The organism is Candidatus Limimorpha sp. (genome assembly GCF_056203535.1).
Genome location: NZ_JBADWU010000072.1, coordinates 13,797 through 33,538, shown reverse-complemented (window position 1 = coordinate 33,538; position 19,742 = coordinate 13,797). Strand labels below are relative to the sequence as shown.

The 19,742-nt window shown below is 45.1% G+C and carries 10 protein-coding genes; 8 read left to right on the top strand and 2 right to left on the bottom strand.

The features are described from left to right. Window positions 1-198: 198 nt before the first annotated feature. The gene (gene gap, locus AC06MN_RS08540; RefSeq protein WP_475671945.1) at window positions 199-1,206 is read right to left on the bottom strand and encodes a type I glyceraldehyde-3-phosphate dehydrogenase; all 1,008 of its coding nucleotides are present in this window, start codon (window positions 1,204-1,206) and stop codon (window positions 199-201) included. A gap of 316 nt (window positions 1,207-1,522) precedes the next feature. Here gap and AC06MN_RS08535 point away from each other — a divergent pair, with 316 nt between their 5' ends. The 8 genes from AC06MN_RS08535 to AC06MN_RS08500 all read left to right on the top strand — a co-directional run bounded on the left by AC06MN_RS08535 (window position 1,523) and on the right by AC06MN_RS08500 (window position 17,033). Further along, on the top strand, window positions 1,523-2,860 hold the full coding sequence (locus AC06MN_RS08535; RefSeq protein WP_475671944.1) for an ATP-binding protein: 1,338 nt from the start codon (window positions 1,523-1,525) through the stop codon (window positions 2,858-2,860). Between the two features lie 83 nt (window positions 2,861-2,943). Continuing rightward, a complete protein-coding gene (locus tag AC06MN_RS08530) occupies window positions 2,944-7,083 on the top strand; it encodes a PEP/pyruvate-binding domain-containing protein (protein WP_475671943.1) in 4,140 nt (1,379 codons plus the stop codon). 161 nt (window positions 7,084-7,244) lie between these two features. Then, window positions 7,245-8,519 carry an ATP-binding protein gene (locus AC06MN_RS08525; protein WP_475671942.1) on the top strand — a complete coding sequence of 425 codons (1,275 nt, stop codon included), beginning with the start codon at window positions 7,245-7,247 and terminating at the stop codon, window positions 8,517-8,519. Window positions 8,520-8,663: 144 nt separating this feature from the next. Continuing rightward, window positions 8,664-11,933 carry a S41 family peptidase gene (locus AC06MN_RS08520; protein WP_475671941.1) on the top strand — a complete coding sequence of 1,090 codons (3,270 nt, stop codon included), beginning with the start codon at window positions 8,664-8,666 and terminating at the stop codon, window positions 11,931-11,933. A 128-nt stretch (window positions 11,934-12,061) separates the two neighbouring features. Beyond that, on the top strand, window positions 12,062-13,633 hold the full coding sequence (locus AC06MN_RS08515; RefSeq protein WP_475671940.1) for a T9SS type A sorting domain-containing protein: 1,572 nt from the start codon (window positions 12,062-12,064) through the stop codon (window positions 13,631-13,633). 124 nt (window positions 13,634-13,757) lie between these two features. Then, on the top strand, window positions 13,758-15,038 hold the full coding sequence (locus AC06MN_RS08510; protein ID WP_475671939.1) for an ATP-binding protein: 1,281 nt from the start codon (window positions 13,758-13,760) through the stop codon (window positions 15,036-15,038). Window positions 15,039-15,157: 119 nt separating this feature from the next. After that, a complete protein-coding gene (locus tag AC06MN_RS08505; protein WP_475671938.1) occupies window positions 15,158-15,964 on the top strand; it encodes a choice-of-anchor J domain-containing protein in 807 nt (268 codons plus the stop codon). Between the two features lie 73 nt (window positions 15,965-16,037). Further along, the gene (locus AC06MN_RS08500) at window positions 16,038-17,033 is read left to right on the top strand and encodes a transglutaminase-like domain-containing protein (RefSeq protein WP_475671937.1); all 996 of its coding nucleotides are present in this window, start codon (window positions 16,038-16,040) and stop codon (window positions 17,031-17,033) included. Here AC06MN_RS08500 and AC06MN_RS08495 read toward each other — a convergent pair whose 3' ends face one another. Beyond that, window positions 17,034-19,709, bottom strand: coding sequence for a glycoside hydrolase family 20 zincin-like fold domain-containing protein (locus tag AC06MN_RS08495; protein WP_475671936.1), 2,676 nt, complete (start codon window positions 19,707-19,709; stop codon window positions 17,034-17,036). Window positions 19,710-19,742 lie beyond the last annotated feature (33 nt).

Here is a 19,742-nt window from a genome sequence, read left to right as displayed (position 1 = left end):
CCATGTCTGTCAGTCTTTTGCTTGTTTTGTTTTCTACCACTAAGATAGGTGAAAATCCTGACATGGCAATGTCCTGGGCAACTTTTTGTTGCTCAGGATTTTATTCCTTTTAATCTATTACAGGTGTGCGGAATTAAGGATACAAAAAAGGCTGACCGTATTACGGTCAGCCTCAAATTTTTGCGTAATGAAAATCGTTTAGAATTTCATTCTGTCAATCAGGTCAACGACGCGGTTTGAATAACCCCATTCGTTATCGTACCACGACATGATTTTGATCATCTTGCCCTTCACCATGGTGCTCTTGGCATCGAAAATGGATGAATGTGGGTTGTGGATGACGTCGCAGCTGACGATTTCGTCTTCTGTGTATTCGAGGATGCCTTTCATTGGGCCTTCGGCGGCTTCCTTCATGGCAGCGTTGATTTCTTCCTTGGTGGCTTCAGTCTTCAGTGTGCAGACAAGGTCGACCAATGAACCGGTTGGCGTAGGAACGCGGACAGCGATGCCGTCGAGTTTGCCGTTCAGCTCAGGAATGACGAGGCCGACAGCCTTGGCAGCGCCAGTTGTGGTAGGAATTTGCGACATGGCGGCGCTACGGGCGCGGCGAAGGTCGCTGTGAGGACCGTCGAGGATGACTTGGTCGTTGGTGTAGCTGTGGATGGTGGTCATGTAGCCTTGCTCGATGCCGAAACGGTCGTTCAAGACCTTGGCGACAGGAGCCAGGCAGTTGGTGGTGCATGATGCGTTGCTGACGCACTGAACGTCATCGCGGAGTTCGTTGTCGTTTACGCCGCAAACGATGGTAGCGTCGATGTCATCCTTAGCGGGAGCGGAAATGATGACTTTCTTGGCACCGTTTTTCAGGTGGTCGCCGTAACCGCCCTTGCTGCTTTCCTTGGCGCGGAAAATACCTGTCGATTCGACCACTACATCAGGAGTCTTGCTCCATTTGATGTTCAATGGTGAACGTTCAGCCGTGACTGAAACGTGAACGCCGTTCACGATGAGGCCTGTTTCGTCATAATCCACTGTGCCAGGGAATTTGCCTTGCGTCGAGTCGTATTTCAGCAAATGAGCCAAAACCTTGTTTTCGGTCAGGTCGTTGATGCCGACGATTTCCATGTTCGGACGTTCCAGAGCGATTCTGAAAACATTTCTGCCGATGCGGCCGAAGCCATTGATGGCAACTTTAATTTTTTCCATGAGTGTTATGTATTTGTGTTAGTGTCAATAACGTGTTGTTTTTCTTTTTGTTCAAAAGAAACTGCAAAAGTACATATTTTTTGTTAGGGAATTATGCTTTTGATTTCAAAATCATTTCATGGGTGATGTTTGTGGCTGTTGATCATTGAAATTTGGGCTTCTAAAAATTGCGCGGAGGTGTAAAAATATGGTTTTGAAAATTGCGCGAAGGTGTAAAAATATGGTTTTGAAAATTGCGCGGAGATGTAAATTTATAAAAAATAAAGTTGTATGTAACTAATATTTAGTACTTTTGCAAAAAATAAAAGTTTTGTATATGACAGAGCGTGTTTTTAAGAGAAAAATATATGAAAAAATGCTCCATTGGAAACAGGAAGAAAACGGAGAAACTGCACTTTTGATTGAAGGCGCACGCCGAATAGGGAAGTCGACGGTCGTTAGACAATTTGCTGAAAACGAATATAAATCATTCATTATGATTGATTTTTCGTATGCTTCGGAAGAAGAGTTCAGCCTATTCAACGATATGTCGAATCTTGACTATTTTTTCACAAGACTTAAAGCCTTGGAAGGAAAGCCTTTGTATGAAAGAGATTCCGTCATAGTTTTTGATGAGGTTCAGTTACAGCCTTTGGCGCGTCAAGCCATCAAGCGTTTGGTCGCAGATGGACGTTATGATTATATTGAAACTGGTTCGCTGATTAGCATCCAGAAAAATGTTGAAAACATCCTTATCCCTAGCGAAGAAGAATCCATAAGTATGTATCCCATGGATTATGAGGAGTTTCGTTGGGCTATGGGTGACACGGAAAGCATCGGCTTGTTGCGTGAAGCCTTGATGAAAAGGCGAGGTTTTGGTGATGCGGTCAATCGTAAATTGATGCGTGATTTCAGGTTGTATATGCTTGTTGGAGGAATGCCCCAAGCTGTCAACAAATACCTTGACACACTTGATTTGAGTCAAGTCGACCGTGTGAAACGTAGTATCATTCGCCTTTATCAGAAAGATTTTCATAAACTTGACCCTTCTGATAAAGCCCAGGCTATTTTTATGGCAGCACCTTCAGAATTGCATAAGAATTCATCGCGGTTTCAGGTGACTACGGTCGTGGAAAATATCAGGCCAGAAAGTACTTTTGAACTCATTAATTTGATGCAGGAAAGCAAAACGGTAAATGTCGCCTATCATGTTGACGACCCGAATGTGGGCATGGAGCTATCTGCCAATAAATCAGCTTATAAGATTTATCTTAATGATACGGGATTGTTTGTCACATTAGCTTTTTGGGATAAAGCGTTTACTGAAAATGTCATTTATCAGAAACTGTTAAGTGATTCCTTAGAAGCCAATTTAGGCTATGTTTATGAAAATGTCGTCGCGCAAATGTTAGCTGCTGCCGATAATAAGCTTTTCTATTATACGTTCCTTAACGAAAGCCGGCATCGCTATGAAATCGACTTTCTCCTTTCAAGAAGCAATAAATTGTGCCCGATTGAGGTTAAATCAGCTGGTTATAATACTCATGCTTCATTGGATGCCTTTTGCGAAAAATTTTCGCATCGAATTCGTGACCGTTATTTGGTCTATACGAAAGACTTGCGTCAAGATGGAGAAACGCTTAGGATTCCTGTTTATATGGTTGGGCTGCTGTAATCGAAGATTTCCCGAAAACCTTATTGCTAAAAAAACGCCATTCGCTTATCTTTTCCTATTTTTGCAAAACTTATTTAAATACTATGGACGATTCTTTCAAATCACAGGCTTTGGAAGCCAATTTGGCTCAAACCCGATATAAGGACATTTTTATTCCTGCTGAACATCAGGAGTTTATCGATTTGTCGAAAAAATATTTCGGCATCAACAAAAGGGCGAACGACTGCATTACGGAGTTCCATCATCCCATGTCGAACCATACTTTCGTCACCGAAGAATTGCGTAAAATCCTGATTGACGATTTCTGGTTCTATACAAGAGATGACATCAAGACTGACGCATTGCTGATTCCTATTGAAATGATGCACAGCCTTTTAAAACCAGATGTTGAGAAAAAGTTGCGGCTGAATGTAATCAATACCTTGCTGGAATTTACGGATGTCGTCATTGCAAAGTCGCCGAAACATGCTGAGTTGGTCTCAACTGTTTTCCGCATTTTGAACGAAGTTTTCGATGACAACAAGGATTGCCTCATTTTGGCTTCGAAATATGTAATCCGTTATTTGGAAAGAGCATTCGAAACGGCTAATTTTCATCAGGATGCATTTGATTTTGCACGTCGTGTCATGCAGGAAAACTTTCGTTTTTGGCAGGAAACATCGGCAGTTGAAGATTGGATTGCCGACAAGGATTTTCTGAAAGAAGACGAAACCGTCAACTTGAAAAATGAAATCAGCAAGCCTTATTTTGACGGACTGAATGTTGCTTTGGCGAAGGCTGAAACTTGGAAGGATTTGGAAGATTTGCCGACTTTCGACCAGATTGCATCGCGTTTCACGGATTCGGAAAGCGTTCTGCCTCATTTCATTACGAAGTTCCAGTTTGTGTTTTATCTGTTGCATTTGCCAGGCATGGCCAATTCGCGCGAACGCTTGATTTGGAACATGGACAGGATGTTGCGCGATGCCGTCGATGAACTTTCGGAAGACGAATTGATGCCTTTCATCGACACGATTTTTGACCTTGCCGATGAGCTGCGCAAGGAATATATGTCGGCGGTACTCGATTTCCAGTTGACTTTGGGCAAGAAAATCATTGATGTCGACAAGACCGAGCAAAAGGAACTCGTCAATTATTTTGAGAAGAAACTGATTGCCTTTGGCTTTGTCAGTCCTGGAAAGGTGTTTGTCGGCGAAGACTGGCAACTCTCTGTGGATGAGAACCATATCAAGAATATCCGCGTCTGGCTGGAATTGATTGAGTATTCGCAGTCGCTGATGGAAAAACTGCTTTCCGCCTTGATTGTCAACCTGAAATTGGGCGGCATTTTCCTAAGTGACACAGATTTGTTCCAACGTGAAATCACGAAAATATTGAATTCCAACATTCGCCCTTATTATAAAAAGGTGAAGCAGCTTTCGCGTATTTTTCCGGTTTATTTCAATGAAATCGGTGCCGAGGGCGAAATCCGCAATGTCACCACGAATATGGACGAAATCAGCGGACGACAGGACAAGCTGGTGCATTTCTTGCGCAAACAGGTTCACACCGAAAGTAACAATACGCTTATCGGTTTGACATTCAGTGTGTTCAATTTCTGGAACGATGGCAATTTGGAAGCATTGAAACAGATTTTGCCGAAAAATGTCTTTGAAAGCATTGATAAGGACAGCACTTGGTTCACCTACGTTCATTTGCTGGTGCAGACCATGGGCGAAATTTCGTGCATGAATACCGAAAGTCTGCTTTTGCTTTCGCGTGACGATTTCGAGCATCTTATCAATTCGGCGGCACAACGTCTTGATTTGGAGGCTGATATAACTGAGCGCGAACGCACTCGCTTGATGAATATCCGCGACCTTTATGCCCGTTTGCGCGAGAAATATTCCTTCGAGTCGGTCAACATTTTCAATTCCATGCGCACTTATTCCTTTATCCCTGATAATGAGGTGGATGAGTTGGAAAAATCGTTTGCCGAAAAGGATTTGGATAAGACCGTGAAACTGCTTTACGCTTTCATGGACAAACTGAAAGCCATCATTTTCAATCCGGAGGAAAGCGAAGGTTGGGAAAATATTTACCATAAGCGTCACATTGCTATTGGCATTCCGTCGATGTATGGCACCTACCGTGAAAACAAATTCGAGGCTATGGGCTTGACATTCAGATTGGAACGTGTGGCAACTCAATTGATGGAGCGTGTCGTTTCGAGCATCAATCTGGAGTATATCTCCGAACGGACTTTGCAACAGATTTGCAAGATTTTGGAATATTTCCGCGATGGCTTGGAGTTAGACGGCATCACGAACCAGAGCTTCAACTCAAAGTTGGAAATGCTTCGTTACAGCTTGACTTCCAGGAGTTTCTCTTTCGACCAATATATCAACATTTTCCAATTCATTGCCGAAGATGTGCAGCGCATCATCATCAAGCATTTCCTGAAATCATACGAATATCCGCTGAAGATAGTCATTCCGCAAGTGTTTGATTCTGAGGGAAAACTGAATGAAAAGGAAACGCAGACCTTGATTTCGCGCAAGTCGGAGGAATTTCACCGCGATTTGCTCTCGGATGCCTTCCTAATGCAGCCTTTGGATAACTTTATCGCACGCATCCTCAAGTCGTTGCGTGGCATGAAAGCCGCTCTCGACCCAAAACTGATCAACGATATTATGACTTATAATTCGGAGATGCTGATTAGTCCGTTCTGGGAGGAAAAACCCAAGATGGACAGCCAGGTCTTCATGGGCAGTAAGGCTTATCATTTGAAGAATCTTTATCTTGCCGGTTTGCCTGTGCCGCCTGGTTTTGTCATTACCACCGAGGTCTTCCGCCGTAACGAAACCATCAATACGATTTCGGAATTGCGCACGGAAATTCATGCCATGATTCGTTCTTATCTGACTGAATTGGAAAATATTACGGGAACGCAATATGGCAATGCGGAACATCCGTTGTTGCTTTCGGTGCGCTCGGGAACGGCTATTTCCATGCCGGGTGCAATGGATACGATTTTGAATGTCGGTCTGAACGATGAATTGGTTGAAGCCATTGCCCAAGACGAAACGCGTGCTTGGTCGATTTGGGATTCATACCGTCGTCTCTTGCAAAGCTGGGGCATGGCCAAAGGCATCGAACGTGATGTTTTTGATGAGGAAATCAATAAGTTTAAACAGAAGTTTAATGTCAAGCAAAAAGTTGATTTTGAGGCTGCTGTGATGCGTGAACTGGCTTATTCCTACAAGCGGATTTTGGAAGAGCACGGCGTTATCATGGAGCAGGATTTGTACAAACAACTTGTTGCTTGCATCAATCGCGTTTTCGATTCGTGGAATTCGAGCCGGGCCTTGGCTTATCGTAGTCACATGAGCATTGCCGAAGATTGGGGTACTGCCGTCATAGTTCAGCAGATGATTTTCGGTAATTTGAGTGATACATCGGGAACGGGTGTCGTATTCACGCAAAATCCTCACCGTGAGCGCCCTGGCGTGCATTTGTATGGCGATTTCACTTTGAGAAGTCAAGGCGAAGATATTGTCGGCGGTCTTGTCAAGCCTTTGCCGATAGGCGAAACTCAGCGCAAGGCTGATAACCGCGAAGGCTATTCCATGCAGACGCTTTTGCCGGAAATTTATAAGAAGATTTACGATATTGCCAAGCAACTGACTGAAAACATGGGCTATAGCGCTCAGGAAATGGAGTTTACCTTTGAGTCGGAAAAACCGGAAGATTTCCGTATCCTTCAAATCCGTGACCAGGATTTGCGCCTTGAGGATGAAATGGAGGCTTTTGTTGAAAGTCCGGAAACGATGCAAAAAATCGGTGAAGGCATCGGCATTGGCGGCGGCGCTTTGAATGGTTTGGTGGCTTTCAATGAAGAAGATATCGCTTCGTTGCACGCGAATCATCCTGATGAAAAGGTGATTTTGGTTCGTCCTGATACCGTTCCTGACGACATCGGCATGGTCTTCGACTGCGACGGTCTGCTGACGGCTCGCGGCGGCGCCACATCACATGCGGCTGTCACGGCGGTCCGTTTGGGCAAGATTTGCGTGGTGAGTTGTGCCGCCTTGAATGTCGATGACGATCATCATTGCGCCGAACTGAACGGCGTGGTCTTGAAAGCCGGCGATGCCATCGCTTTGGACGGTAATTTGGGCGTGGTTTATCTCGGCCATCACGCTACGGAAAAGATGGTGGTGAAGAAAGGTTATAACTATTAAAATTACAGCCAACTTGCCGAACAAAACTCGGCCAACTTGCCGAATGAAAATGCGCCAACTTGGTGAATGAAACTCGGCCAACTTGCCGAATGAAATTTTGTAAAATATTAGTTTATTGCAAGATAAGTTGTATATTTGCAGCCGAAAAATATTGGTAAAAAATGGCTGAATATAAGAGACGAATTGCTGACCAAATATTGGCGGAACAATTAGATACTACAGGGGCAGTTTTGGTGCAAGGCCCGAAGTGGAGCGGCAAAACGACTACGGCGGCTCAAGCGGCAAAAAGCGTCCTTTATATGGATGATCCTGAAACCAAGGAAAACAATTTGCTTTTGGCGGATTCCAATGTGAAGGCTTTGCTTGAAGGTGCAACGCCGCGCCTGATTGACGAATGGCAAATTGCCACAAAACTCTGGGATGCAGCACGTTTCATGATTGATCGTCGCAATGAGACGGGGCAATTCATCTTTACAGGTTCGGCGGTTCCTGCCGATACTTCTACGATTTTCCATTCAGGCACGGGTCGTTTTGCTTGGTTGACGATGCGCCCGATGAGCTTGTTCGAGTCGGGTGAGTCGAATGGAAGCATGAGCTTGCGTGCTTTGTTTGATGGTAAGGCGGAAACGGCCCTTGCTAATCAACTGACCTTGCAGGATTTGGCATTTTTGGTTTGCCGTGGCGGTTGGCCAGGAACGCTTCGCCTTCAACGAAAATCAGCTCTGCGTCAGGCTTATAACTATATTGATGCGGTCGCAAACAGCGATATTTCTCGTGTCGACGGCGTGTCGCGCGATGCTTCGTTTGCCAAGCGATTGATGCGTAGTTATGCGCGTCATCAAGGGGCACAGGTGCCGATAAGTACGATTTGCAAGGACTTGGAGGAAAATGAAAACCAGTCGATGAGTGAAGATACGATTGCTTCTTACCTGAATGCCTTGCGGAAAATATTTGTCGTGGAAGATATGCCTGCCTGGAATCCTAATTTGCGCTCAAAAACAGCAATTCGCACTTCTGATACGCGATATTTTGTCGATCCATCAGTCGCTGCTGCTGCTTTGGGTTTAGGCCCGGACGATTTGATGAAGGATTTGAATACTTTTGGGCTTTTATTTGAGACGCTTGCCGTGCGTGACTTGCGTGTTTTTGCTGATGCGCTTGATGGAGAACTTTTCCATTACCGCGATAAAAACGGGCTTGAATGTGATGCTGTGATTCACTTGCGTAACGGACATTATGGATTGATAGAGATTAAGTTAGGTGGTGATAAACTCATTGGCGAAGGTGTAAAAACGCTGAATGCGTTGGCTGAAAAAATTGACACGGACAAGATGCCGGAACCTTCATTCAAAATGGTGTTGACGGGAATCGGGCAATATGCTTTTCAGTGCAATGATGGCGTTTATATTGTGCCAATTGGAAGTTTGAAACCATAATTCGATTTCGGCCAACTTGCCGAACAAAACTCGGCCAACTTGCCGAATGAAAATGCGCCAACTTGGTGAATGAAATTTGTTAAAATATTGAATAATTGAAAGTTAAGTAAAAATTAGTAATCATAATAATAATCGTTTTTCGCTATGAAGAAAATGCTTCTTTTTGCCCTTGTTTTGATGGGTTTCAATGCTTTTGCACAACCGCTATGGATGCGCGACAATGTGATTTCGCCCGATGGCGGTAAGATTGCCTTTGAATACAAGGGCGATATTTATGTGGTTGATAGTCAAGGAGGAAAAGCCCTGAGAATTACTACGGGAACTTCTTACGAATGTTCCCCGATTTGGTCGCCCGATGGCAAGACTTTGGCTTTTGTGAGCGACCGTAACGGCAATTATGATGTCTATCTGGCATCGGCTGAAGGTGGCGTGGCGAAACGCATTACGACAAACTCGGCCAACGAAATGCCATTGGCTTTTTCGCCTGACGGCAAGGAAATCTATTATTCGGCTCAGATTCAGAAATCGGCTGAAAATGTGCAGTTTGCATCGGGCTGGATTACCGAACTTTATAAGGTCAGCGTTGAAGGTGGCCGCCCAGAACAAGTGGTTGCTGTGCCGGTTTGCAGCATGTCGTTTGACAAGGACGGTAAATCGTTCCTGTATTACGACCGCAAAGGCAGCGAAAACATTTGGCGAAAGCATCACACTTCATCGGTGGCACGCGATGTGGTCTATTACGATGCTGAGAAACAGACGCATACTATTCTGACAACCAATGTCGGTGAAGACCGTGACCCGCGTTATTTGCCTGGTTATAAGGATGTCGTTTTCTTGAGCGAGCGCAACGGCGGCAGTTTCAATGTGTATAAGGCTCCAGTTGATAATTTGGAAAATGTGCAGCAAATCACGGCTTTTGAGCAGCATCCGGTGCGTTTCCTGAGTGTTGCGGACAATGGTTTGCTTTGCTATGGCTATATGGGTGAAATTTACACGCAACAAATTGGAAGTCAGTCGAAAAAGGTGAATGTTGAAATTGTGAATGACTTGGAACCTGAGCAGCTTGTGAAGGATAAGTTTGGCGGTGTGGGCGATGTTGATGTGAGTGCCGATGGCAAACTGATTGCCTTTACGCAAAGGGGTGAAGTCTTTGTTACGGGTGTCAATGAATACAGCACGACCAAGCAAATCACGCATACGACTCAACCAGAGCGTTGCCCTTCGTTTTCGCCCGATGGCCGCACATTGGTCTATGCTTCCGAGCGCGACGGTTTTTGGAACATCTATCAGGCCACGATTTCCCGCAAGGAGGATTATAATTTCGTTTATTCCAGTTTGATTGACGAAAAACCGCTTTTTGAAAAGGACGGCATTGACCGTACAACGCCGTGTTATTCGCCTGACGGAAAGGAGATTGCATTTGTGGAAAATAGAAACATTCTGAAAGTCTATAACATTGCTAGCAAGGAAGTCCGTCAGATAACGGATGGTACCCAGCATTATGATTCCGATGATTGGGGCATGGATTATGAGTGGTCGCCTGACGGCCAGTGGTTTGTCGTAAAGCTGATTACTAATATGCACGACCCGTATTCTGATGTCGGCATCGTCAAGGCTGATGGCTCCATGAAGATTTACAATATCACCAACGATGGCTATATCACGGGCAATGCGCATTGGGCTTTGGACGGCAACGCCGTGATTTTCTCTTCCGACCGTTACGGAATGCGTTCTCATGCATCGTGGGGCAGTCAGAACGATGCTTTTATTGCCTTCATGAATCAGGATGCTTACGACAAATTCCGTCTGAGCAAGGAGGAATATGCTTTGCTGAAGGAAACCGAAAAGGGCAGCAAGGACGAGAAAAAAGATGATGCTAAGGATGAAAAGAAAGGCGGTAAGAAGGATGAAAAGAAAGAGGAAAAGGAACTGAAAACCATCGAAATAGATTTGGAGCATCTGGAAGACCGTGTGCGCAGGCTGACACCGATGTCATCGAACCTTTCGGGCATTGCGCTTTCGAAGGATGGCGATAAACTTTACTTTATGTCGTCGTTTGAAAAGGGTTATGATTTGTGGGAACTGGATGTCCGTGAGCGTTCCATGAAGATTTTGAAGAAAATGGGACAAGGTGGTGCAAGTTTGAAATGGGACAAGAAATGCGAAAACCTGTTCCTGCTTTCCGGCGGCAATTTGCAGACCGTTGACCCAAAGAACGGCAAATCAACTTCCATAAAATACGATGCGACGATGCAGCTGAATCTCGCCGAGGAAAGGGAATATATGTTTAATCATGTGTTCCAGCAGATTGAAAGAGAGTTCTTTATGACGGATTGCCATGGTGTTGATACCAAGGCTTTGAAAGAAGCGTATTGTCCGTTTTTGGCGCATATCAACAATAATGAGGATTTCTCTGAAATGTTGAGCGAGATTTTGGGTGAACTCAATGTGTCGCACACAGGTTCGGGTTATAGGCCTTCGCCAAAGAATCCTGATGCAACGGCTGAATTTGGCGTTCTGTTAGACCTTGACTATAAAGGCGATGGCTTGAGAATTGACGAGGTCGTCGAAGGCGGTCCTTTCGACAAGAAAGTCTCAAAAGTTGTCAATGGCTGTATTATTGAAGCCATTGACGGCGAGGATGTTAAGGGTGAAATGGATTATTTCCCGATGCTGAACAACAAGGCTGGAAAGCAGGTCTTGGTTGCCGTTTACAATCCTGAATCAGGTGAGCGTTGGACCGAAATCGTGAAGCCTATCAGTCACGGGGCAATGAATGAACTGCTTTACAACCGCTGGGTGAAACGCAACGAGGAAGCGGTTGACAAGCTGTCGAATGGCCGCCTGGGTTATGTGCATATCAAGAGCATGGGCGATGCCAGCTACCGCGATGTGTATTCCCAGATTTTGGGCAAATACAATCTTCGCGACGGCATCGTGATTGACACGCGCTTTAATGGCGGTGGCCGTTTGCACGAAGACATCGAAATCCTTTTCAGTGGCGAGAAATATCTTGAGCAGGTCATTCGCGACAGCGTGGCTTGCATCATGCCGTCGCGCCGCTACAACAAGGCTTCCATCATGATTATTGGCGAGGCCAATTACAGCAATGCGCACGGCACGCCTTGGGTCTATAAGCACAAAAACATGGGCAGTTTGGTCGGTATGCCGGTTCCTGGCACCATGTCGAGCGTGAATTGGGAGACTTTGCAAGATCCATCCTTGTATTTCGGTTTGCCGGCAGTCGGCTATCGTACAAAGGAAGGCAATTATTTGGAAAACACGCAATTGGAACCTGATATAAAAGTCCGTAACACGCCCGAAAAGATGGCCGAAGGCGTTGACGAGCAACTTGAAGCCGCCGTGAAACAGTTGCTGAAAGAATTGGAAAGCTTTGATTATTGGGGGAAATAAGAAAGTTTTTTGCCAGCATATTGTTTGTTGAAGAAATTGTAAAAGTAAAAAAAACAGCAAGTTATGTTGTGTGATGGAAAATAATGCTTAGTTTTGCAGATGAATAATCACTAAATAAAGAACAAACTATGAAGAAATTATCATTTATCATTGCCGCGCTGCTTGTTTGCGGAACGATGCAAGCACAGGAAAGCGAGAGGTCGCTGGGCTACGGTTGCTGGACTGACATTGTTGCTGAGCAACCGGAAAGTTATGTAATGGATACCGAAGGCAATTGGGCAGATGTCGTTACCGAGCAACCTGATGGATATGTAATGGATGCCGATGGTAATGTGGAAATCTACACGCCTGAAGGTCTGGCTTGGCTTTCATGCGTAGTGAACGGAATGAACGGCTGCGAACCTGACAACTTCGACGGGCGTATCGTGAGGCTGATGGCCGACCTTGACCTTGAAGAAAAATATGGCTTGATGAATCTTGTCCCCATAGGAAGCAGCGAACACCGTTTCATGGGTGTGTTTGACGGACAGGATCACCATATTTATGGGCTGTTCATATACTACGTCAACACCATGGAAGATGAAGTGCTTCGGCGTGACATGGCCTTGTTTGGCTATTTGTATCATGGCGCGGTGAAGAACCTGTCCCTTAATTCAGGCTTTTACAGTTATGTGCATCCCTTTGATATGATTACGGGAGAATATGAACGTTATTATGATGCACTTGTTGCCGCTGTCGCCGATTCGCTATCTTTGGTTGAAAACTGTAAATGTCATTTCAAAGTATCGGGATTGGTGGGAAATGCACATCCGGCAGGAACTTATATGGCGGCATTTGTCGGTCTCAACCGAAATTCCACAGTGCGCAACTGTGCTTACGAGATGGACATGTATTCCCAAGCTGCTGGTATAGACAACGGTGGCATCGTGTTGCGCAATCTTTGCGAAGGAGGCTATTCGGATGCAGTAGTAGAGAATTGCTATTTTTATGGTAACCTGATGGGGTCGTATAGTGCAAAAAACATGGGTGGCATCGTGTGTTTCAACGAAACCGTCAAAAATCCAAATGGAAATAAAGCCATGGTCAGGAATTGCTATTCGGAGCTGCTGCATGATTTGTATGGATTTGAAGACCAAGGCTATATTGTCGCTTACAATTCGGACGGCAGTCTTGTGGAGAATTGCTTTGCCCACATGAGGGAGCAACAAGGTGCGGGCAATGAGTATGTGGAATTGTTTGGCACCAATTTGGGCGATATTGCTAACTGCACGGGTTTTATTATTCCTTCCTGGGGCGATGGGCTGCTGACAGAGCCGGTTGTGATAGGCGAAACGGTAACCGATGGGTTGGTGGATGCACTGAACCTTTGGGTTGACGCTCAAGAAGAGCCTAACCTGTATCGTAATTGGATTGAAGGGTATAACATTTATGTTCCACAATTTGGAGAGTCTTTGCATATTGCTGAAAAAGAATCACTTTCAAGCACTTTTGTTTATCCTAATCCTACCAATGGGGTTGCTCGGATTGAAGGTGTGACAGTTTCCGAAGTGCAGGTTTTCAATACCCTTGGCCAAATGGTGAAAACCGTGCAAGCCACAAATGAAATCAGCGTGGCGGATTTGCCCGAAGGAGTGTATGTGCTTCGCATCACCGACGAAAAAGGAGTGACCTACACGGAGCGCGTGAGCGTGGGAAGGTAGTAGATGGTTATGGGTTAATGGTGATTGGCGAGTCCAAATGGTAAAATTATTTTCGTCCAAATGGTAAAGTTATTTTCGTCCAAATGGTAAAATTTGTATTTTTGCATCTGAAAAATAGCGAGGTATGGAGAAATACAATAAACGAATTGCCGATGAAATGCTCTCTCGAAAACTGGCTGGCAAAGGAGCAGTCCTGATTGAGGGTGCTAAGTGGTGCGGAAAGACCACCACGGCAGAGCAAGCCGCTAAAAGCGTTGTCTATCTTTCCGACCCGTTGCAGCTGCAACGTTTTGCCATTGATGCCAATATGACTCATGAGGGATTGCTACAGGGCGAAACGCCACATCTTATCGATGAGTGGCAACTCATACCAAAAGTGTGGGACAGCATTCGCTTTGCCGTTGACCACAGAGGGAAAGTCGGGCAATTCATCTTAACTGGTTCGGCTGTCCCTGCACGCATTGAAGAAATTAACCATACGGGAACGGGACGTTTTGCCTGGCTCAAGATGCGTCCTATGACGCTGTGGGAGTCAAACGATTCGGTAGGCATCGTTTCGTTGAAGGAACTGTTTGAGCAGAAAAGCATCAAGGCGGAGCAGGATGTAAGGCTCACCCTCGAAGATGTCGCTTATTTGATGTGCCGTGGCGGGTGGCCGGGAGCTGTCAATATGATTGATAGGCAAATCGCACTCGACCAATCGTTTGATTATGTGGATGCTGTTGCCGAATCGGATTTGACTCGCGTGGATGGCATTAAAAAGAATGCTGACCGGGTCAGGCGCATCCTGAAATCGTATGCGCGTCATCAGGGGTCGCAGGCATCAATGCCGATTTTGATTGAAGACATCCAGTCCAACGATAATGAAACCATTAGCGAACCAACGATGGGCATTTACCTTTCGGCCTTGCAGAAGATTTTCCTTGTTGAGGATATGCCTGCATGGAACCCCAACTTGAGGTCGAAGACCGCTGTTCGCGCTTCAAACACACGCTATTTTGTGGATCCATCAGTTGCGACAGCCGCCCTCGGCATAGGACCGAACGACTTGTTGAACGACTTAAACACAATGGGGCTGCTGTTTGAGACGATGGCTGTTCGTGATTTGAGGGTATATGCCGAGCCTATTGATGGGAAAGTGTATCATTATAGGGATAAGAACGGCTTGGAATGTGATGCCGTTGTGCATCAGCGTAACGGACATTACGGTTTGGTCGAAATAAAACTAGGTGGCGACAAACTCATTGAGGAAGGTGCTGCCAATTTGCTTGCCTTGCGCAAAAAGATTGACACGGATAAGATGGGAGTTCCATCGTTTCTCATGGTCCTTACTGCCAATGGCAGTTATCCCTATACACGGAGTGATGGAGTTTGTGTTGTGCCAATAGGGAGCCTGCGAAACTGAATTTTGAATAATGGTCATGGATTAAAAACATAAAACAAAAAAAAATCAGCGAGTTGTGTTGTATTTTGAAAATTGTTCTTTATTTTTGCAGATGAATAATTGCTAAAAAAGAACAAACTATGAAGAAATTATCCATTATCATTGCCGCGCTGCTTGTATGCGGCGCAATGCAAGCCCAGACATTTGAGAGTATATGCTGGGACTTTGAAGAAGACTACGAAGCGGGAAACATCCTGGAATGGACCACCATCGATGCCGATGGCGACGGCCACTGCTGGCAACTGCACCCAACAGGCGGCATGGCCCACAATGACACGGATGGAATGGTGGTGTCCTATTCGAAAGACATCGCGACAGGGGACTCTCTAACGCCAAGCAATTATCTCGTCTCGCCGCGCGTTCGATTAGGTGATTGGGGAGTTGTTTCATTTTGGGCTTGTGCCTTGGACATGGCCAGCCCTGCCGAACACATTGGGGTTAGCGTCTCAACGACCACCAACGATGACCCAATGGCTTTCACCCTAATGCACCAATCGACCTTGTACAACCAAGGCAATTGGTACAATTATATGTGCGATTTGTCCGAATATAGTGGTCAGGAAATTTATATTGCCATCCAACACTTTTATTGCAGCGGCAACTACGCCGTTTGCTTTGATGATTTCTGCATTTATGGAGAGTGTGTAGGTGTTGAGGAAGAGGTAAAAAATATTGGTGTTTATCCAAACCCTGCAAGCGACAATGTGAAAATAGAGGGCATCAATCCTGCTACGGTGCAAATCTACAACACCCTTGGCCAAATGGTGAAAACCGTGAAAGACACGAATGAAATCATCGTGGCGAGCTTGCCCGAAGGAGTGTATGTGCTGCGGATTACGGATGAAAAGGGAACTGCCTATACAGAGCGTGTAAGCGTAGTGAAATAAAAGTTGTTTCAACAAGTTTCAACGACTCGCAATTTTGGCTCGATTCTTGCGTTTCTTCTTGAAAAGAAGTGCCATGAAGAGAGCCATTTTGTTTTTGTTGTTTTCGTTTGTGTGCATTGCCACATTCGCTCATTCCGTTACGGAAGAGAACGGCAATTACCACATTACACATTCGTGGAAATACAAGAACGATTCGTGGTCGTGTAACTTGTACGTAAGCAGGGATTTGTATGAGCATTATCGTCTTCAGTGCATCCACAAAAGCGACAATTTTGCCGGCTTCACCTTGTCGAATTACGACCGCGAATGCCTGCGCGATTTAGTGAGAAATTTCCGCGAGGCAGGACAAAAATCGGGCTATTCCGATTATGATAATGTCTATAATGTTGTGGCTTTTGTGCAGTCGTTGGAATATGTCACCGATTTGAAGTCGAAGGGCGAGAAGGAATATGTGCGTTATCCGGTCGAGACTTTGGTTGATGGCGTCGGCGATTGCGAAGACACTTCGATTCTCATGGCGGCTATTCTCCGTGAGATGGGCTATGGCGTGGTTTTGCTTTCGTTGCCCAATCATCTGGCTTTGGGGGTGAAAGGCGACAATACCATTGAAGGAAGTTATTATCTCTATGATAATGAGCGCTATTATTATTTGGAAACGACCGACAAGGGTTGGAAATTAGGTGATGTTCCAAAACGATATGCAAATTCAACGGCTAAGGTTTTGCCATTGGTTTATGCTCCGAAAGTCGTTTTGCGTTCCTACGAATTACATTCCGTCGATTACGACGAACATTCCGTGGTTTTCAAAATCGACTGCAAGGTTGACAATGAAGGTCCGGGTATGGCTTCGGGCTTGTTCCTGCATGCAATCGCATATCGGAAAGGCTGGCAAAACGATGTTCTTGCCGAGCAGTTTTTCGATTTGGAATCTTTGAGTGAATCTCAAAATGGTGAATATGAATGTTTTTTCAGAGTGCCAAGAGAAGACAATGTCATTTTTGACTTGGTCTTGTCGGGCAATAGCTTTGAATCCAACAGGTTGCAAAGCAAACTTCTGGATTTACGGTGATTATCGCACTTCAATCTCATCCATGAAAATCCACGAGTCGTAACCTGCGCCAGGCAAACCTTCGGGAATCAGCCCTGGGTTCTTGATTACAATCCGCAAATAACGGGTGTTCAGTTTGGGCGTTTCAAAAGTCTCTCTGAAGGTGAAATTGCCTTTTGTCTCGACTTCCGTTTGAATTTGGAAAGTTTTGTAGGGTTTATAGTCTTTGCCGTTATTTGAAGTGAAGATTTCCAATTCGTTGGGCTTCAAAATCCAGTCGATTGCATTGACGATGAACCCGATTTTCAGGCTGTTGATGTTCTCTTTTTGTCCGAAATCGAGTTCAAGGTCGGCATCGGTGTCGTAAAAGCCTTGCCAATGTCCGTCTTTGTAGTCGTTGCTGCCTAAATTTCCGTCTATCAATGCATTATCGCATCCGGCAGAATATTCAGGACGGTAGTTGCCGACCACGCTGTTCAGATTTTTGAACTTGCCCATGCCTTTGTGATAGAGGAAATATCTTTCGCTGCCAACGGCTTTGCCGGTTGCATCAAAACATTTCGCTTTCACGAGGCAGGATTGCGTGATTGTGATAGGCTCTTGATAAATAGGGTCGTCTTTCGTAACTTCCTTTCCGTCAATGGTATAATGGATTTCCTTGTCGTTGTAAATCGTGCGCAGCGTGACGGCGGTTTGACCTTTTTCATTAAGCGTTGATTCGATAAATGGCAGATATTCAAGTTGCTGCAATTCTCTGGCAACATCATCATATTTCTGCATATTCACATCTAACCAATACGGGCGGCTTTCAATTTCCCAAACCTTGATGTATTCGCATTTCAGGGCGTGCAGTTCGTCAATGAGTCCGTCGATTTGCCGTTTCGATTCGGCAATATTCGCTGCATTTGGATTCTGATAAGTCCTGTAAAGTTGGCAACGGGCAATATTCCGCTTGGCGCACCATTTGATGCGATGGACGGCATACAGGGCGTTGTCGAAAACATCAGCGTTCCATTTGGCATGTTTTTGCGCGTTTTCAATCTTCTTTTCAATGTTTTTGTCTGCATTGTTTGTGCTGAACCAGTTGTCTAACAGATTGTTGTAAAACATTTCGACAGAATCGCCAATTTGACTTGGATAAAAAGGCGTCATTTTTTCCGTCATGGAGGCAAATCGTCCAATGTCCTCTATTTCGCACAATGTTGAAACGGTTTTTAAAGCATGCTCAAGTTGCGCATCTGGAAAACCGAAGAAATGTGTGGAGAAGTTTTCGCTTATTTTGCGTTCTTTTTCTTCGCTTGTAGCCTTTTCAATATCAGTGTTTTTGATTGGATTCCAACTCATTTCTGAGCCTAAAGCCAAACCGTAAAGTGCCGTGTTGATTTGCGATTCGCCAAAATCGTCCCAACTTGTATTCATCACGCCGAAAGCACCTTTGCGGTAGCCATCGCGGCAGAGATGCGGAATGTCGGAGGCGAGGTCGTGGTAATAAGGCCAGACCCAGCCCGACATGCTGCAACCTGGTGCCACCATAAATTCATGGCCTGATGCAACGTATGGCTCCAAAAATTCATCGAAACTGTCGTGGGCAGCGTAGCTCCAGGCAATGAGGATGATGTCTTTGTCGAGGTTTTCCAAAATGTCAGGGTGAACGTCAGCAATGTCGCCCCACATTATCGCGCGTTTGCCGTATTTTTTTACGATTTGGTTTACGCGGTTAATGTGCTTGTAATAAGCTGTCGTTGAACCAATTGAATCGACGTAAGCTTTGGCTTTTCCGCTGCCGAGGCTTTCGGTTTCGTCGCAATTGATGTTGAAAAGCGGATAAGAATAGGCTTCTGCTTCTTCTTTAATAAGGTCTTCCAAAAATGCGTAAGTCTTTTCCGTGCCGGGATTTACGTTGTCGGGAGCATCGGCGATGTCATCGTAAAACGGATTTTTCAGAATCTCTTCAAAATGGGCGAAACATTGCTGGTTTCCAATGATTTGAATGTGATAAGGCTTGCAAAATGCCTCCAATTCCTTGATTTCATCAGCAGTGAAAGCCTCAATCGGTGCCACATCGGGATGGCTTTCGGTGCGGAAAGTGTGCTCCGTGTACAGACTGAAGAAATTGATTTTGCACTCCGCCATTTGTGGAATCAGCCGTTTGAGGTAATCCATCGTGACGATGGGGCCGCGCGAAATGTCGTCTTGCCAGCCGCGTAATTTGAAATTCGGCCAGTCGGTGATGGTCATGCAAGGCAGATAGACAAAGCCATCATTCGAATCCAAATATTCATAACGATAGAGTTGTTTCAGGCTTTGTGTGGCGTAAAACAAGCCTGTGATTGTGGTCGCCTCCAAACGAATGAAATTGGAATTGATTTGCAGACGATAGGCTTGTTCTTCATTCTCAATATCAGGATGTTCGATGTGGTCGATAAGGCTGAACTCAATAAAAGCCTGACCTTTCATGATGCCTTTTTGCCATGTCATGTCTGTTGGATGGATGGCGTTTATTTCTTCTGAAAATCGCTTTACCAAGGCATCAATTTCGCTGTTTGACCTGTCGTATGCCAAGGCAATGTTGCTTTTGTTCCAATCGAAATCGCCATCTTGCCATTCCACGCTTTGCGGAGTGGGTAGGATGTGCGTGTTTTGGGCGAATGAAGTCATGCAAAAGGCAAGCAGAAAAATAAGAAATGCTTTTTTCATAGGAAAATTATTTTATCTTTGTATCTTATTAAA

Bases quoted from the DNA above. Each gene is read 5' to 3' on its own strand.
- gap (WP_475671945.1), bottom strand. From the start codon at position 1,206: ATGGAAAAAATTAAAGTTGCCATCAATGGCTTCGGCCGCATCGGCAGA.
- AC06MN_RS08535 (WP_475671944.1), top strand. From the start codon at position 1,523: ATGACAGAGCGTGTTTTTAAGAGAAAAATATATGAAAAAATGCTCCAT.
- AC06MN_RS08530 (WP_475671943.1), top strand. From the start codon at position 2,944: ATGGACGATTCTTTCAAATCACAGGCTTTGGAAGCCAATTTGGCTCAA.
- AC06MN_RS08525 (WP_475671942.1), top strand. From the start codon at position 7,245: ATGGCTGAATATAAGAGACGAATTGCTGACCAAATATTGGCGGAACAA.
- AC06MN_RS08520 (WP_475671941.1), top strand. From the start codon at position 8,664: ATGAAGAAAATGCTTCTTTTTGCCCTTGTTTTGATGGGTTTCAATGCT.
- AC06MN_RS08515 (WP_475671940.1), top strand. From the start codon at position 12,062: ATGAAGAAATTATCATTTATCATTGCCGCGCTGCTTGTTTGCGGAACG.
- AC06MN_RS08510 (WP_475671939.1), top strand. From the start codon at position 13,758: ATGGAGAAATACAATAAACGAATTGCCGATGAAATGCTCTCTCGAAAA.
- AC06MN_RS08505 (WP_475671938.1), top strand. From the start codon at position 15,158: ATGAAGAAATTATCCATTATCATTGCCGCGCTGCTTGTATGCGGCGCA.
- AC06MN_RS08500 (WP_475671937.1), top strand. From the start codon at position 16,038: ATGAAGAGAGCCATTTTGTTTTTGTTGTTTTCGTTTGTGTGCATTGCC.
- AC06MN_RS08495 (WP_475671936.1), bottom strand. From the start codon at position 19,709: ATGAAAAAAGCATTTCTTATTTTTCTGCTTGCCTTTTGCATGACTTCA.